Genomic DNA, 14,143 nt, shown 5'->3' on the forward strand with positions numbered 1-14,143 from the left:
GGCATGGAGGAGTCAGGACATCGGCTCGGACCGGTGTGCGACGCGATCGCCCGGTTGCTGTCGCCGCACGCTGAGGTCGTCCTGCACGACCCGGCGACGGACGAGATTGTCGGCATCTGGAACCCGCTCTCGGAACGTTCGGTCGGCGATCCGTCGCTGCTCGGTGAGTTGAACGAGTTGACCGCCACCGGTCAGGACGTCTACGGCCCCTACCCGAAATCGCTGCCCGACGGCCGGCGGCTGTCCAGCGTGAGCGCCGTGATCCGCGACGAGAGCGGCAAGGCCGAGGTGGTGCTCTGTGTGAACGTCGACCGGACCGCGTTCGAGGATGCGAGCCGGATCCTGGCCGCGTTCGCCGCTCCGGTCACCGGCCAGCCGCGAGTGCTCTTCGAGCACGACTGGAGCGAGACCCTGAACGACATCGTCGCCGACTTCGTCCGCGAGCGCGGCGTCGCGGTGGAGCGGCTGACCAGGATCGACCGGCTTGATGTGCTCGCCCGGCTGGACTCCGCGGGCGTGCTCAGTCAGCGGCGGTCCGTCCCCGTGGTGGCCCGGGCGCTGCGGATCTCCCGCTCGGCCCTCTACCAACTGCTCGGCGAGGCACGGAAGGACCTGATCACCGATGCCGATACTCCCTGACTTCCGGCTGGAGACCTACTTCTCGCGCTGGGAGTTCAGCGCCCGCTTCCACCTCACAGCCTCCGACGCGCAGTCGATGCCGGTGTCCGAACTGCTCGCGCTGGCCGACGACGACGGCCGCGAGCGGTGGGAGTCCCTGGCGCTGGGCTACACCGAGACCCGCGGTTTGCCCGCGCTCCGGGAAGAGATCGCCCGCACGTACGACGTCGTCGTACCGGAGGACGTGTTGTGCTTCGCGGGCGCCGAGGAGGCGATCCTGCTCGCGATGCAGGTATTGCTGGAGCCCGGTGATCATGCGGTCGTGCTGACGCCGAACTACCAGGCAGCCGAGACGATCCCCCTCTCGATCTGCGAGGTCACCGGGGTCGTGTTGCGGGCCGAGGACGACTGGGCGCTGGACGTGGACGCGGTGGAGAAGGCGCTGCGGCCCAACACCCGCGTGGTCTCGGTGAACTTCCCCAACAACCCGACCGGCGCCGTACCGGACCTCGACACCTGGCAGTCGCTGGTGCGGCTGTGCGACGACCGCGGGATCACGCTTTTCAGCGACGAGGTCTACCGCGGGCTCGAGCTCGACCGGCCGTCCCTGCCCCAGGCCGCAGACCTGTCTCCCCGGGCGTTGTCGCTCAACGTCATGTCGAAGGCGTACGGCCTGCCAGGGTTGCGGATCGGCTGGATCGCCTGCCGGGATCGCTCGGTGCTCGACCGGCTGGAGCGGGCCAAGCACTACACCTCGATCTGCAACTCCGCGCCCAGCGAGATCCTCGCGCTGATCGGCCTGCGGGCCAGGGATCACCTGCTGGAGCGCAACCGCGGCATCGTCGCCGCGAACCTGCCGGTCTTCGACGAGTTCTTCGCGCGGTTCCCGGAGCTGTTCGAGTGGCAGCGCCCGCAGGGCGGTTGCGTCTGCTTCCCGCGGTACCTCGGCCCGGACGGTGTCGAGGCGATGTGCGCGGACCTCGTCGACCAGGCCGGCGTGCTGTTGCTGCCGTCGAGCATCTACAGCTCCGAGCTCACCGAGACGCCGACGGACCGGTTCCGCGTCGGCGTCGGGCGGTACGGACCGGCCGAAGCCTTGGACCACTGGACCACCTGGTTGGAGAAGCGATGAGCTTGCCTGTGATCGACCTGCCCCGGATCGGCGCGGCCGCGTCGCACGACGTGGTCTTCGACGCCGTCCGGGAGTCGTTGATCGCGCACACCGAGGGCCGTACCGCGGTGCCGCCGCCGATGGTGCTGAAGTTCCCGGACCACGACGGGGACTGCCACGTGAAGGCCGGCTACCTCAGCGGATCACCGCATTTCACGGTGAAGATCGCCAGCACTTTCGCCTCGGTCAACAGCGGCCTGATGCTCGTCGTCGACGCGACCACCGGTACTCCGGCCGCCGTGCTCGCCGACGAGGGCAAGCTGACGGCTTGGCGGACCGCTGCCGCCGGCGCGCTGATCACCGACGCGATGACGCCACCCGGCATCGACGAGATCGCCGTGCTCGGGACCGGCGAACAAGCACTGCTGCAGGTGATCTGGCTGAACCTGCTGCGCCCGCTGTCTCGCGTTCGCGTCTGGGGCCGTCGCCCCGAGGCGGTGGAGAAGCTCTGCGCGGCCCTGGCGGCCGAGGGATTCGACGCCCGCCCGGACTCACTGGGAGGCGCGCCCTGCGTCATCGCGACCACCTCGTCCACCGTTCCGTTGCCCTCGGCCCTTTTCTCGGGCGCCGTGCACGTGACCGGGATCGGCACCGACATGCCTGGCAAGGGCGAGCTGCCGACCGATGTGTTCGCCGGTGCTCTCGTCGCCACCGACGATCACGAGCAGTGTCTGGACCACGGCGACTTCGGCAACGCGGTACGGGCCGGGGTGATCGCGGCGGACGCGGACATCTCGATCGGCGGGGTGCTGCGGGACGGCCTCGGCGACCGTGGCGATCGCCGAACGATCGCGGATCTCACCGGCCTCGGAGTCACCGACGCCGCGGTCGCCTCGGCGGTCGTGCAGGCCCTGTCGACTACCAGCGCCTAGACCAGCTCACCTCAGCAACCTCTTACCTCTTCGCCGTACTGGTCGACGATCCTCGGTACGGCGTACCTGCTCGCCTATCACGCGGATACGATCAGCTGCTGAAACAGTGACCCGTCAGTAGGGTGAGACGGCCCTCGCAATCCATGGACAATCGGTTCCGGACTCAGTACGGTCCGTAACGGCGTCCGCACCACGCCAGACCTGGAGGGGGACGTAGCGTCCTTCTCCCACCAGTCGGTGAGGTGCTGCCCGCCAGTAGCGCCTCACTGGTGGATGGGCGAGCAGTTCGTGGCGACTGTCACGAGTTGATGGGGGCCCGTACACCCAGGTGGGGCGGCACCGGCGCCAAGCGCTCGCCGCCCCACCGACTCAATTCTCTCGCCACACCCCAACGCCGCGCCGCCCCTGTTCGTCTTGATAGCTGACAGGGAACCGAACAGGACGGTGTTGATGGCTGACTGGGAGCGCGCGTTCAAGGAACTGCTGGCAGTCCGCGGCGCCTCGCTACGTGCGTATGCCTATCTCCTGACCGGAGAGTCAGCCGCGGCCGCCGACCTCGTGCAGGACGCGCTGCTGCGGGTGTTCAGCCGGCTGCGGGTGAGAGGCGACGTCGAACAGCTCGAGGGCTACGTTCGGCGCGCGATGCTCAACCAGTACGTCGACGGCCGCCGCCGCGCGCAGCTGTGGAACGCCAGACGCCACCTGCTGGTGGATCCGGTTGCGCACCACGACGAGGACCAAGCACTCGCGGACGAGGTCCGACAGGCCTTGTCCACTCTGTCGCCCAAGCAGCGCGCCTGCGTCGTCCTCCGGTACTACGAGGACCTCTCCGTTCTCGAGATCGCAGACCAGCTCGACTGCGCCGAAGGCACGGTGAAACGACACCTGGCCGACGCCCGGACCCGACTCGCCACTCAGCTCGCCATCCCCGAGGAGACGATGAGATGACCTCCGACGACTTGAAACAGCTCCTCCAGTCCGTGGCCACCAAGGGCACCGACACCGTCGAGCTCGACGAGCATGCCCTGGTACCCCGGATCCGGCGCCGCCGTCGTCGGCGTACCGCGACCGTCGGTGTCGCCGGCTTCGCAGGCGCGGCCGCGATCGCAGTCAGCGCTCATGCAGTACTGCCAGGCGCCGGCACCGAGAGCACCGTGGCGAACCGCGGCGGAGGCACCCAGTCGGCTATCAGGGAAAGTCCTCTCCCGCCGTACAAGTGTGGGGTGACCATTCCGGCGCCCTCCTCCATCGGCACCCGAGGGGAGAAGGTGACACAGAAGACCATGGCCAGGAGCGCCGACGGCTGGACCGGGACCGTGGAGTCTGAGTTCACCAGCCACCTCCCGAAGCCGCTGATCAACGCTTCACCCACGAGCCTCTTCGCCGTTGTCCAGAAGAACAGGGTGGTCGGACACGCGGTGCTGACGGTGAGCGGGAAGCCGGTGGTCCTGAAACCGGAGCAATCCCACACCTTCCACGCCCGGATCGACATCCGGAGTTGCGACCGGATGCCCGGCGCCCGGTTGCCGGTGGGCTCATACCTGATCTACCGAGACCTTCCCGCCGACAGCAAGCCTCAGGGCGGGACGCTGAAAGAGGTCCTGCCCACGGCCCAGCTCGAGCTGAAGTGAGGGCTGGGTGATCTGTCGCCCAGGGTTTGCCGGATCGTCGGACAACCTTTGGAGGGGCTGACCTTCCATTCGGGCTGAAGACGGGCAGACTGACCTGCGACGCATTGGTTCCCAACCGCCCCTGGGAGATCGCCGTGCCCGCTCTTCGCGCATCCCGTCCGGCCGTGGTTCTCGGTGTCCTGCTGGCGTTGCTCGCCTTCGGGATTAGACCCTCCGCCGCGGCGACCACCGCCACCATCACCGTCAGTACCGCGCTGTCGCGGCAGGACGGATCCGTCGCCACCGTCGAGGGATTCGTGGTCGGGCAGCCGACCGCCGCGAACACGGTGATCCGGAGCAACTTCACCGGCGACACCGCGATCGCGCTGGCCGACTCGAGTTCGCAGACGAGCACATCGGCCATGCTCTACGTGCAGGTCACGGCCACCTTCCGGGCGCAGTACGGGTTGCAGTCGAACCCGGGACTGCTCGGCACCAAGATCAGCGTGACCGGCACGCTCACGCCGTACTTCACGCCGCATGCGGGGCTGAAGTCCCCGACTGCCTTCGGCGGCGGCGGCGGGTCGGATCCGGGCGATCCGGGTGATCCGCCGGACCCGGGCGACTACTACGCGAACGCGATCGGCAAGACCGGGCCGGCGCTGAAGTCCGCGCTGCACACGATCATCTCGAACCAGACCAAGCTGACCTACGACCAGGTCTGGAACGCGCTGAAGGACACCGACCAGGACCCGTCCAACGCGAACAACGTGATCCTGCTGTACTCCGGTCGCTCGCAGAGCAAGAGCACCAACGGCGGCGGCGTGAACGACTGGAACCGCGAGCACGTCTGGGCGAAGTCCCACGGCGACTTCGGCACCGCGACCGGTCCGGGCACCGACGTGCACCACCTGCGGCCCGAGGACGTCTCGGTGAACGGTGCCCGCGGCAACCTCGACTTCGACAACGGCGGTTCGACGGTCACCGAGTGCCCGGGCTGCACCGCGGACGGGGACTCGTTCGCCCCGCGGGCGGCGGTACGCGGTGATGTCGCGCGGATGATCTTCTACATGGCCGTGCGGTACGAGGGCGGCGACGGGTTCGCGAACCTGGAGCCGAACAACTCGGTCAACAACGGCACTGCGCCGTACATCGGCAAGCTCTCGGTGCTGAAGGCCTGGAGCGCGGGCGACCCGCCGGACGCCTTCGAGAAGCGCCGCAACCAGGTCATCTTCGACACCTGGCAGCACAACCGGAACCCGTTCATCGACCACCCCGAGTGGGTCTCCTCGATCTGGCCGTAGCCACTCAATCGATCGGCACGGCGCGCGCGACCGCCTCGGCCCGGTTGCGCGCGCCGAGCTTCGCCAGCACATGGCTGACGTGGTGCTCCGCGGTCTTCCGACTGATGTGCAGCCGCGCCCCGATCTCGGGGTTGCTGAGGCCGAGTCCGATCAGCCGAAGCACCTGACGCTCCCGCCGGGTCAGCTCGCCTGCACCGCGCTGACCCGGCGGCGGCGTCCTGCCGAGTGAGCGGAGCAGTGCGGCGGTGGCGTCGGCGGCCGGGACAGCGCCTCGACGTACGGGAGGCGGCGGTGCTCCGCCAGTTCGGTCAGTGTCGCTGCCGCCGCCTCCGCAGCGTCGATGTCATTGCTGGCCAGGTGAGTACGCACCGACAGCGCCAGCGCGGACGCGGAGGAGAGCTGTTGAGTGGCTGTCTCGGCCAGCCACCTGCGGACTGCTGTCGTGGCGCCTGGCCCGTCGCCCCGGGCGAGCCGGAGCGCTGCTACCGCGAGGCAGCTGCGCAGGTCGTTCTCCCGGCCGCCGAGCAGCCGCGCAGCTGCCTCGGTACGGCCCTGTCGCACCCTCAGCTCGGCCAACCGCGCCACTGCCTCGGTCGCCAGCGCAGGTCCGGCACCCTGGCTCATCGCGATGGCACGGAGCAGTTCCTGCTCGCCCTCATCCCACTGCCCGGCCGACACCAGGACGCTCGCATAGACCACCCGGCACCGAGTGGACAGGAAGGGGCAGCCGTAGCGCGCGATGAAACGATCGGCGACCTGACACCACTGCCGCGCCCGATCGATATCGGCGGCGACGTCACAGGCGACAAGCATGTCGCAACTGATGTAGGCGACCACGTCCAGCCGGGTGCACTCGCCGCCGAGCGCTCCGGCCATCGCTTCGTCGAGCAGAGCCAGCCCCCGCTCCACCTCGCCGAGCAGCACGAGTTTCTCGCCGAGGCCGGACAGCGAGCACAGCTCGAGATCGATGTCGCCGATCCGCCGCGCGGTCGAGAGCGCTTCTCGGTACGACGCGGCTGCTTGCTCGGCGTCGCCGGTCACATAAGCCCGGATCGCCGAGGTCCAGCCTGCGTAGGGGTCGTCCGCGCCACTGAGCAGTCTTTCGGCCCGCGAGACCCAGCCGCCAGCTGCTGCGGAGTTGCCGAAGTTCGCCTCGTAGGTCACCGCGATACCGAGCGCGGCGTTCAAGGCGTGCTCCCTGTCGCCCGTACTGCGGAACACGGCGTAAGCCGACTCCCGGCACTGCCGGCTGCGACTCGGGTCGCCCAGCCACCACAGCACCTCGCCGAGACCGTCCAGCGCCACGCCGTTCCCGGGCGCAGCCTCGAGCGCCGCCTCGAACGCGAGCTGTGCGTCCGCCCATCGGCCCGCCGCGAGTGCGGCCTGCCCTGTGGCGACCAGCTCGTCGGCTTCCATCTCGTCATTGTCACGCCCGTGAGCGCCCCTCGGTATGGGGCATTCACCCGATGCCCGGGGAGTCGTTCGATGGCAGTCTCGGAGGGAGCCGTCACCGTGAGGAGTCCCGACGATGAACAGAACAGAGCAGGAGACCTTCCAGCTGACCGCGGAACTGGCCGAGGCGTACGAGGAGCAGTTCGTACCGCGCTTCTTCGCCCAATGGGCGCGGTACCTGCTGGACGGTGCGGGCGTCACGACAGGGCAGCAGGTGCTCGACGTGGGCTGCGGGACTGGCGTCGTCGCGCGTGCCGCGGCTGGACGCGTGGTGCCCGGTGGGAAGGTGACCGGCGTCGATCTCAACGAGGCGATGCTGGCTGTGGCCCGGAGAGTTGCGCCCGAGCTGAACTGGCAACAAGGCGACGCCGGGGAGCTGCCGTTCGACTCGGAGTCGTTCGATGTCGTGGTGAGTCAGATGGCGATGATGTTCTTCCCGGAGCCGGCCGCCGCAGTGCGGGAGATGCGCCGGGTGGTCCGTCCCGGGGGAACCGTCGGGGTTCTGGTACCGGGCGCGCTCGCCACCAACCCGCCGTACGCGTTGTTCGTGGACGTGGTGAGCCGGCACGCGGGGGACGAGGCCCGCCGCCTGGTGACCAGCTACTTCGCGCTCGGCGATCTCGACCGTCTGAGCAGGTACTTCGCCGACGCCGGGTTGGCGGTGACGGCGACCGATCGCCCGGTCGGAGGATTCCGCTACGACTCGATCGAGCAGCTGATCGGCGTCGAGCTGGACAGCACGCCGCTCGGCGGACGCTTGGAGCCAGGCGTCAGGGATGCGATCGTCGCGGACTGCCGAACCGCATTGGCCGCGTATCTGACCGGCACCGGCGAGGTGTTGTTCCCGTTCGAGTGCCGACTGGTGATCGCGACCAAATAGGTTGAAGGCATGACGACGCCTTCCATCCCGCGCTTCCACCTCGCCATGCCGGTCGACGATCTCGCCGCCGCCGCGGAGTTCTACGGTTCCGTGGTCGGCTGTGAACGTGGCCGCAGTTCCGACACCTGGATCGACTGGAACCTGCGTGGCCACCAGTTCGTGACCCACCTCTCCCCAGCGCGCCAGCAGGCGATCCACAACCCGGTCGACGGCCACGACGTCCCCGTCCCGCACTTCGGCCTGATCCTCGAGATCCCCGACTTCCACGCCCTCGCCGACCGCTTCCGCACCGCCGGTACTCCGTTCGTCATCGACCCCTACCTCCGCTTCGAGGGCCAGACCGGCGAGCAATGGACGATGTTCCTGCACGACCCGGCCGGCAACGCCCTCGAATTCAAAGCCTTCGCCAACGACGCCGACGTCTTCGCCATCTGACTGCCCCGTCCACCGTCAAGGGAGGACAAGTGACCACAGGAGGTTCGATGGACGTCGACACCCGTGAACTCCGGGACGACCTCACCCGCCATCTGGCCGAGGTCCGTGGCGGCCGGACCATCACCATCACGGACGACGGCAAGCCGATCGCGCAGCTCGTGCCAGTCGGAGTTCCGACCGCCATGGAGCGTCTGATCGCCGAGGGGAGAGTGACGCCGGCGAAGCGTCGCAAGCGACCCGCCCCGACGCCGATCAAGACGGCCGGGCCGGTCAGCGATCTGATCGATGAGCAGCGCAGGTGATCTGCGACGACACGTCCGCCTTCGTGGTCGGGGTTGCGACTGCCGAGGTCAACGACGGCACCGTCGGTGGCGTCTGCTCGCAGGAGATTCGGGCTGGTTCCCGGTTGCAGCTGGGCGGTTGGTACAGCTTCCGGTGAATACAGGGGTTGATGTACTGTCGCGGCGTGGACACGATCAGTCGGGGTGAGGTGCTGGCTCGGGTCGGGCATGCGCTGTCTGATCCGACGCGGACGCAGGTGATGTTGGTGCTGCATGAAGGGCCCAGTTATCCGGCGGAGCTGGCTGAGCGGATCGGGGTCAGCCGGCAGTCGTTGTCCAATCACCTGGCCTGCCTGCGAGGGTGCGGCCTGGTGGTGGCGGAGCCCGAGGGACGGCGGACGCGGTACGAGTTGGCTGATCCGAGTCTGGGGACGGCGTTGAGCGAACTGCTGAATGTGGTTCTGGCGGTGGACCCCGCCTGCTGTCGGCCTGACGCGGAGGGCGACTGCTAATGACCGATCCGTCGACTGACCAGCCAACCGAGCCGCGGTTGCTGCCTCTGGTTACCGCGCCCTCGAAGCCCAGTGCTGAGCGGGTGGCGTTGGGGCGGCGGGCTCGGTGGTTGGCGGGGGCGAGTGTCAGCTACAACGTGGTCGAGGCGGTTGTCGCGATCACGGCCGGGACCGTGTCCGGGTCGGTGGCGTTGGTGGGGTTCGGTCTCGACTCGGTGGTCGAGGTAGCCAGTGGGCTGATCATTCTGTGGCAGTTCCGGCACCCCTTGCCGGAGACCCGGGAGCGGCGCGCACTGCGGTTGATCGCGTTGTCCTTCTTCGGGCTCGCCGCGTATGTGGCGGTGGAGTCCGTGCGGTCACTGGCATCCAGGACCGAGCCCGACAGCTCGTCGGTCGGGATCGGGCTGGCGATCGCCTCGCTGGTGGTGATGCCGCTGCTCTCAACCGCCCAGCGGCGTACCGGGAGAGCGCTGGGATCCAACGCTGTGGTTGCTGACGGGACCCAGACGTTGCTGTGTACCTACCTGTCGGCCGTGCTGCTGGTCGGGCTCGTCCTGAACGCGACCCTCGGCTGGTTCTGGGCTGATCCGGTCGCCGGGTTGATCATCGCGATCGTCGCCCTGCGCGAAGGAATCCAGGCGTGGCAAGGCAGAGGCTGCTGTGCCCCCGCAGGCACGGGCTCAGCGAAGTGCGAAGACGGCTGCTGCTAGCCGGGCGCGACGACGCTGAAGGGTGCCGGCGGGGGGCGGCACTCAGCGGTCCTGGACCAGTCCGAGGACGTTGCCGTCGAGGTCGGTGAAGGTGGCCACCAGGCGGCCGCCGCCGACGTCGTGCGGGGTCTCCTTCACGGTGGCACCCGCGGCGGTCACCTCGGCCAGCTTCGCCTCGATGTCCGCCACGTGCCAGTAGGCGATCGGTGAGGTCATGTTCTGCGGTCCGCCGTTCGGCACCAGCCCGATGTGCTGGCCCTCGGCCTCGAAGCCGACGTAGTAGTCCGAGTCGGCTGTCGGCTGCACACCGAGCAGCGCGGCGTACACCTCCTTGGCTTTGGCCAGGTCGGAGACGGGATGCAGCACGGTCTTGATTCCCTGGGTGGAAGAGCCGGTCATGGTCACTCCTGAAGTCGTTGTCTGGTCGGACTTTGTGCCCGTGCCAGTCACGCTAGTCCCGACTCCGCCACCCGTGCTTCTTGATTCCTGATCGATCTCTGGTCACCCGTCGGACCACCAGATCCAAGCCGGACGCGGTACTAGGTGTTGACGGTGAAGGTCGTGTTGCCGACCTGGCGGGTGGCCGTGGTGTTGGTCTGACGGTGGCGGCCGGTGCCCTGAGCGACAGTGGGTACTGCGGCGCCGGGTGCCGGCGGTTGGTTGATGGCCGGAGCGGGCGTGCCGGGAAGGGCGACGCCGGCGTGAGCGGCAGACTGGCCAACGCGGGTCTCCACCCATTCCTGCAAGCCTGGGTCAGCCAGGTTCACCCGCTGGCCGCTCTCGCGAAGCATGCCGCGGGCAACCAATCCCTGCCGCGCGTTGTCCACCTCCTGCCACCTGCCGGGACCGGCTGCCTGCGTCTCGCTCGGCATCGCCAGCCCACGCGGGCCCCGTACCGCGACCTTCGCCAGCAGGTCCTTCTCCGCGTCGGAGCAGTTGTTCCACGCGGCCTGGTAGAAGACCCGCGACCGGTCGTTCACCTGCGCGGTCGCGTGCTTCGCCACATCGGCCGTGATCCCGTACGGCGGCTGCGCCAACCGCACCGCGCTGTCGGCCAGATCCCGCAACCGGCTCGGGTTGCCGTTCGCAGCCTTCAACAGGTTGTCCACAGCCTCGGGCTGGTAGGGAATCCCCGCACGCCGCAGCGGCTCGGTCACGGCCGGCCGCAGTTCGTCATCAGCAAGTGGCGTGCACTCGCGCAGGTCGAACCGACTGGCGACACCAGTACCGACGCCCGACATTCCGCCGGATGCGGCCATCAACCTGGTTGCGGCCATCTCACCACCGGCGCCGATCAGGTAGACCGGCTGACCGCTGCGCTCGAGGTGGGCAGAGAGCTCCGTCAGCGCGGCAAGGTCCCGCTCGGACGCCACGTCGAGGTTGTCGACCATCAGCATCACCGGCTGCCGCTTCTTCGCCGCAAGCTCGCCCAGGTTGTCCGCGAGCTGGTTGAGGGTGCTGCCGACACCGTCTCGGCCCGGCGCCTCCCACTGCTTCTTCACCACCGCCTGTACCGGTGCGACGCCGAACCGCAGTTCCGCCCCGTTCTGCTGAGTCCGGTTGCGCTGGGTCAGGTCGCGCAGGGTCCTTTTCAGCTTGCGCAGGGCGAAGAACCCGTGCCGCTTGCGAAGCCCACCGAGGTCCTCGCTGACGGCACGGACGAACCGGTTCTCCAGCGGCTCCCGCGGCGACGCGTCCACCCGGATGCAGGTCCAGCCGTTCTGCTGCGCGTACTGCTGGGCGCGATCCAGCTCGAGGCTCTTGCCCATCCCCGGGGTGCCGGTGAACAGGACCGAGTTCCCCTCGGGTGGCCGCCGGTCCAGCGAGATCGGCCGCCCCTGCTGGTCGGTCCGGGTCACCATGTACGCCGGACGCCTGGCCGTCCCGAAAACCTGGCTCATCCCTTCACCCTCAGTGGTCCACCCGGCAACCAGGAGACCAGCAGATGAACAACCCCTCAGCCCCAGTTGAACCGCCGTACCGCCGCACCGCGAACCGTCGTACCGGGCGTTGGGGAGGTCGGTTAGCCTACTTAGGTATGCCTAACATTCTCCGCCTGATGTTCGAGAGGACCGTGGTCGCGTGAGCAACCCAGCACCCCGTAACCGCCGCGCGAAACTGGCGGTCGTCCGCCGGACCGAGCGGATCACCCCGCACATGATCCGGGTGGTGCTGAGCTGTGACGACTTCGTCGACAACGGCACCAGCGACCACTACGTGAAACTGCTCTTCCCGCAGCCGGGAGTGGAGTACCCGGAGCCGCTGGACATGGGTGTGGTCCGCGAGCAGTTCCCGTCCGAGCAGTGGCCGACTATGCGGACGTACACGGTGCGCTCGTGGGACGAGGCGAGCCACGAACTGACGATCGACTTCGTCCACCACGGCGACGAGGGCATCGCCGGACCGTGGGCGGCCGCGGCGAAGGCCGGCGACAAGCTCTGGTTCAACGGTCCGGGTGGCGCCTACCGGCCGGACGAGGACGCGGCCTGGCACCTGCTGGTCGGCGACGAGAGCGCGCTGCCGGCGATCGGCGCCGCGATCGAGGTGCTCCCGCCGGGCGCGATGGCGAAGGTGTTCGTCGAGGTCGAGGACGAGACCGAGGAGCAGAAGTTCAGCGGCTCCGGCGAAGTCGAGTTCACCTGGTTCCACCGATCCGGTGCCGCTAGCAACAATGATGGCAACCATGGCAACCGGGGTGACGATCTGGTCGAGGCGGTCGAGTCCCTGGAGTTCCCACCCGGTGACGTGCAGGTCTTCGTCCACGGCGAAGCAGGCTTCGTACTGCGGCTGCGCAAGCACCTGTTCGCCGACCGCGGCCTCGCGCGCGACCGCGTCTCCCTGTCCGGCTACTGGCGCCTCGGCAAGACCGAAGACGGCTGGCAGGCCGAGAAGGCCGAGACCGCCCGCAAGGAACGCGCAGCCGCCGGTAACTGACCTCACCGGAGCCCGGGTTCGACGCCGCCCGGTCTGCGGCCGATCTCCCGGTACTGCGAACCAGTCGCGGGCGGGCGTCGTCGTACGGGCATGACTGATCTGGCTGATCCGACCTCGTTCGACCGGTTCGCGGCGGAGTACGACCGGTTCGTGAGCCTGTTGCCCGGGCAGAACAGCGCGTGGGTGACCGGGCTCGGGGTGAAGGGTGAGCGGGCGATCGACGTCGGCTGCGGGTCCGGGCACGCGGCGGAACGGCTGGCCGACGACTTCGGCCAAGTGCTCGGGGTCGACCTCAGCGAGCCGATGATCGCGATCGCCCGCGAGCGGCGGTCCCGGCCGAACCTCGAGTACCGGGTCGCGGATCTGTTCGAGGTGGACGACGAGGGGTTCGACCTGGTCTACAGCCACACGATGCTGCACCGGGTCCGCGGCTTCCCTGCCGAGATCAGGCGGGTCGGGCTGCGGGACGCGTGGTTCGAACTGCGTTTCTGGCACAGCAAGCCGTGGCTCGAGCACCTGCTGAGCGACCGCTATCTGTCCCGCGCGCAGTTCCGTGAGATCTACGGCACGGTCTTCCCCGGCGCCGAGTACGACGACCTCGGTTTCGCCCTGGCGATGCGCTGGAAGGACGAGCGTGGTGGATGATCGAGGGCCGTTTCGGCGTTATAGCTGAGTATCAGCTACTCACTACCAGGAGCAAAAGTGAAGATCGGCATCATCGGTTCAGGTCTCATCGGCGGCACCCTCACCCGGCGCCTGACGGCCCTCGGGCACGAGGTCTCCGTGGCGAACTCGCGGGGTCCGGAGACGCTGCTCGACCTGCAGGCCGAGACGGGAGCGACTCCGGCCCAGGTCGGGGACGTTACCAAGGGCGCCGAGATCGTGATCGTGACGATTCCGGAGAAGGCGGTCCCCGCACTGCCGAAGGACCTGTTCGACAACGCCGCCGAGGGATTCGCGGTGATCGACACGAACAACTACTACCCGCAGCGCGACGGGCGGATCGCGGGGATCGAGGACGAGGGCCGGACCGAGAGCGGTTGGGTGGCCGAGCAGCTCGGTCAGCCGGTGAACAAGGCCTTCAACAACATCAACTTCCAGCGTCTGCTGGATCTCGGCGTCGCGGCCGGCGAGCCGGGGCGGATCGCCCTACCGGTTGCCGGTGACAACGAAGAGGCCAAGGCGAAGGTACTGCGGCTCGTCGACGGGCTCGGCTTCGACCCGATCGACGCCGGCAGCCTCGCCGAGTCCTGGCGCCAGCAGCCCGGAACGCCCGTCTACGGCACCGACCTCGACGCCGATGGCGTCCGCAAAGGCCTAGCCGAAGCCAGCCCGATCCGCCCAGCAGAACTCCGCGGCTAGCC

General features: G+C 68.6%; 19 protein-coding genes. 15 read left to right on the plus strand and 4 right to left on the minus strand.

What is annotated here, in order from left to right:
- The first annotated feature begins 3 nt into the window (after positions 1-3).
- The 6 genes from ACFPJ1_RS06630 to ACFPJ1_RS06655 all read left to right on the plus strand — a co-directional run bounded on the left by ACFPJ1_RS06630 (position 4) and on the right by ACFPJ1_RS06655 (position 5,575).
- Complete coding sequence (locus ACFPJ1_RS06630) at positions 4-639, plus strand: helix-turn-helix transcriptional regulator (protein WP_380102064.1); 636 nt, start codon at positions 4-6, stop codon at positions 637-639.
- Positions 623-1,750: an aminotransferase class I/II-fold pyridoxal phosphate-dependent enzyme gene (locus ACFPJ1_RS06635; RefSeq protein WP_380102066.1), complete on the plus strand. Its 1,128-nt coding sequence runs from the start codon at positions 623-625 to the stop codon at positions 1,748-1,750. The genes ACFPJ1_RS06630 and ACFPJ1_RS06635 overlap by 17 nt, the downstream gene beginning before the upstream one ends.
- Positions 1,747-2,661: an ornithine cyclodeaminase family protein gene (locus tag ACFPJ1_RS06640; RefSeq protein WP_380102068.1), complete on the plus strand. Its 915-nt coding sequence runs from the start codon at positions 1,747-1,749 to the stop codon at positions 2,659-2,661. The genes ACFPJ1_RS06635 and ACFPJ1_RS06640 overlap by 4 nt, the downstream gene beginning before the upstream one ends.
- Before the next feature lie 450 nt (positions 2,662-3,111).
- Entirely contained in the window at positions 3,112-3,609 is a 498-nt protein-coding gene (locus ACFPJ1_RS06645; protein ID WP_380102070.1) for a sigma-70 family RNA polymerase sigma factor, read from the plus strand.
- Positions 3,606-4,292: a hypothetical protein gene (locus ACFPJ1_RS06650; RefSeq protein WP_380102072.1), complete on the plus strand. Its 687-nt coding sequence runs from the start codon at positions 3,606-3,608 to the stop codon at positions 4,290-4,292. Before ACFPJ1_RS06645 ends, ACFPJ1_RS06650 begins: the two co-directional genes overlap by 4 nt.
- 134 nt (positions 4,293-4,426) lie before the next feature.
- A complete protein-coding gene (locus ACFPJ1_RS06655; RefSeq protein WP_380102075.1) occupies positions 4,427-5,575 on the plus strand; it encodes an endonuclease in 1,149 nt (382 codons plus the stop codon).
- 4 nt (positions 5,576-5,579) lie between these two features.
- Here ACFPJ1_RS06655 and ACFPJ1_RS06660 read toward each other — a convergent pair whose 3' ends face one another.
- Positions 5,580-5,738, minus strand: coding sequence for a response regulator transcription factor (locus ACFPJ1_RS06660; RefSeq protein WP_380102077.1), 159 nt, complete (start codon positions 5,736-5,738; stop codon positions 5,580-5,582).
- A gap of 17 nt (positions 5,739-5,755) precedes the next feature.
- Entirely contained in the window at positions 5,756-6,991 is a 1,236-nt protein-coding gene (locus ACFPJ1_RS06665) for a tetratricopeptide repeat protein (protein ID WP_380102079.1), read from the minus strand.
- Positions 6,992-7,103: 112 nt separating this feature from the next.
- On the opposite strand from ACFPJ1_RS06665, the gene ACFPJ1_RS06670 reads away from it, so the two are divergent.
- The 6 genes from ACFPJ1_RS06670 to ACFPJ1_RS06695 are packed head-to-tail and all read left to right on the plus strand — an operon-like array spanning position 7,104 to position 9,845.
- On the plus strand, positions 7,104-7,907 hold the full coding sequence (locus ACFPJ1_RS06670; protein ID WP_380102081.1) for a class I SAM-dependent methyltransferase: 804 nt from the start codon (positions 7,104-7,106) through the stop codon (positions 7,905-7,907).
- Between the two features lie 9 nt (positions 7,908-7,916).
- Positions 7,917-8,342 (plus strand): VOC family protein, encoded by a 426-nt coding sequence (locus tag ACFPJ1_RS06675; protein WP_380102083.1) that lies wholly within the window; start codon positions 7,917-7,919, stop codon positions 8,340-8,342.
- Positions 8,343-8,371: 29 nt separating this feature from the next.
- Positions 8,372-8,644 carry a type II toxin-antitoxin system Phd/YefM family antitoxin gene (locus tag ACFPJ1_RS06680; protein WP_380102085.1) on the plus strand — a complete coding sequence of 91 codons (273 nt, stop codon included), beginning with the start codon at positions 8,372-8,374 and terminating at the stop codon, positions 8,642-8,644.
- Entirely contained in the window at positions 8,641-8,781 is a 141-nt protein-coding gene (locus ACFPJ1_RS06685) for a hypothetical protein (protein ID WP_380102087.1), read from the plus strand. The genes ACFPJ1_RS06680 and ACFPJ1_RS06685 overlap by 4 nt, the downstream gene beginning before the upstream one ends.
- Before the next feature lie 12 nt (positions 8,782-8,793).
- A complete protein-coding gene (locus ACFPJ1_RS06690) occupies positions 8,794-9,135 on the plus strand; it encodes an ArsR/SmtB family transcription factor (protein WP_417498487.1) in 342 nt (113 codons plus the stop codon).
- The gene (locus ACFPJ1_RS06695; RefSeq protein WP_380102091.1) at positions 9,135-9,845 is read left to right on the plus strand and encodes a cation diffusion facilitator family transporter; all 711 of its coding nucleotides are present in this window, start codon (positions 9,135-9,137) and stop codon (positions 9,843-9,845) included. The genes ACFPJ1_RS06690 and ACFPJ1_RS06695 overlap by 1 nt, the downstream gene beginning before the upstream one ends.
- Before the next feature lie 42 nt (positions 9,846-9,887).
- Here the strand turns inward: ACFPJ1_RS06695 and ACFPJ1_RS06700 are convergent, their stop codons facing one another.
- Together ACFPJ1_RS06700 and ACFPJ1_RS06705 are read right to left on the minus strand one after the other, a co-directional pair.
- A complete protein-coding gene (locus ACFPJ1_RS06700) occupies positions 9,888-10,244 on the minus strand; it encodes a VOC family protein (protein ID WP_380102093.1) in 357 nt (118 codons plus the stop codon).
- A 140-nt stretch (positions 10,245-10,384) separates the two neighbouring features.
- A complete protein-coding gene (locus tag ACFPJ1_RS06705) occupies positions 10,385-11,746 on the minus strand; it encodes an ATP-binding protein (RefSeq protein ID WP_380102095.1) in 1,362 nt (453 codons plus the stop codon).
- 181 nt (positions 11,747-11,927) lie between these two features.
- On the opposite strand from ACFPJ1_RS06705, the gene ACFPJ1_RS06710 reads away from it, so the two are divergent.
- From ACFPJ1_RS06710 to ACFPJ1_RS06720, 3 genes are all read left to right on the plus strand, one after another.
- Positions 11,928-12,779 (plus strand): siderophore-interacting protein, encoded by an 852-nt coding sequence (locus ACFPJ1_RS06710; protein WP_380102097.1) that lies wholly within the window; start codon positions 11,928-11,930, stop codon positions 12,777-12,779.
- A gap of 90 nt (positions 12,780-12,869) precedes the next feature.
- On the plus strand, positions 12,870-13,424 hold the full coding sequence (locus ACFPJ1_RS06715) for a class I SAM-dependent methyltransferase (protein WP_380102099.1): 555 nt from the start codon (positions 12,870-12,872) through the stop codon (positions 13,422-13,424).
- Positions 13,425-13,481: 57 nt separating this feature from the next.
- Positions 13,482-14,141 (plus strand): NADPH-dependent F420 reductase, encoded by a 660-nt coding sequence (locus tag ACFPJ1_RS06720; protein WP_380102101.1) that lies wholly within the window; start codon positions 13,482-13,484, stop codon positions 14,139-14,141.
- The last annotated feature ends 2 nt before the right edge of the window (positions 14,142-14,143 follow it).

The sequence above is a fragment of the Kribbella qitaiheensis genome (assembly GCF_042657745.1).
Taxonomy (GTDB): domain Bacteria; phylum Actinomycetota; class Actinomycetes; order Propionibacteriales; family Kribbellaceae; genus Kribbella; species Kribbella qitaiheensis.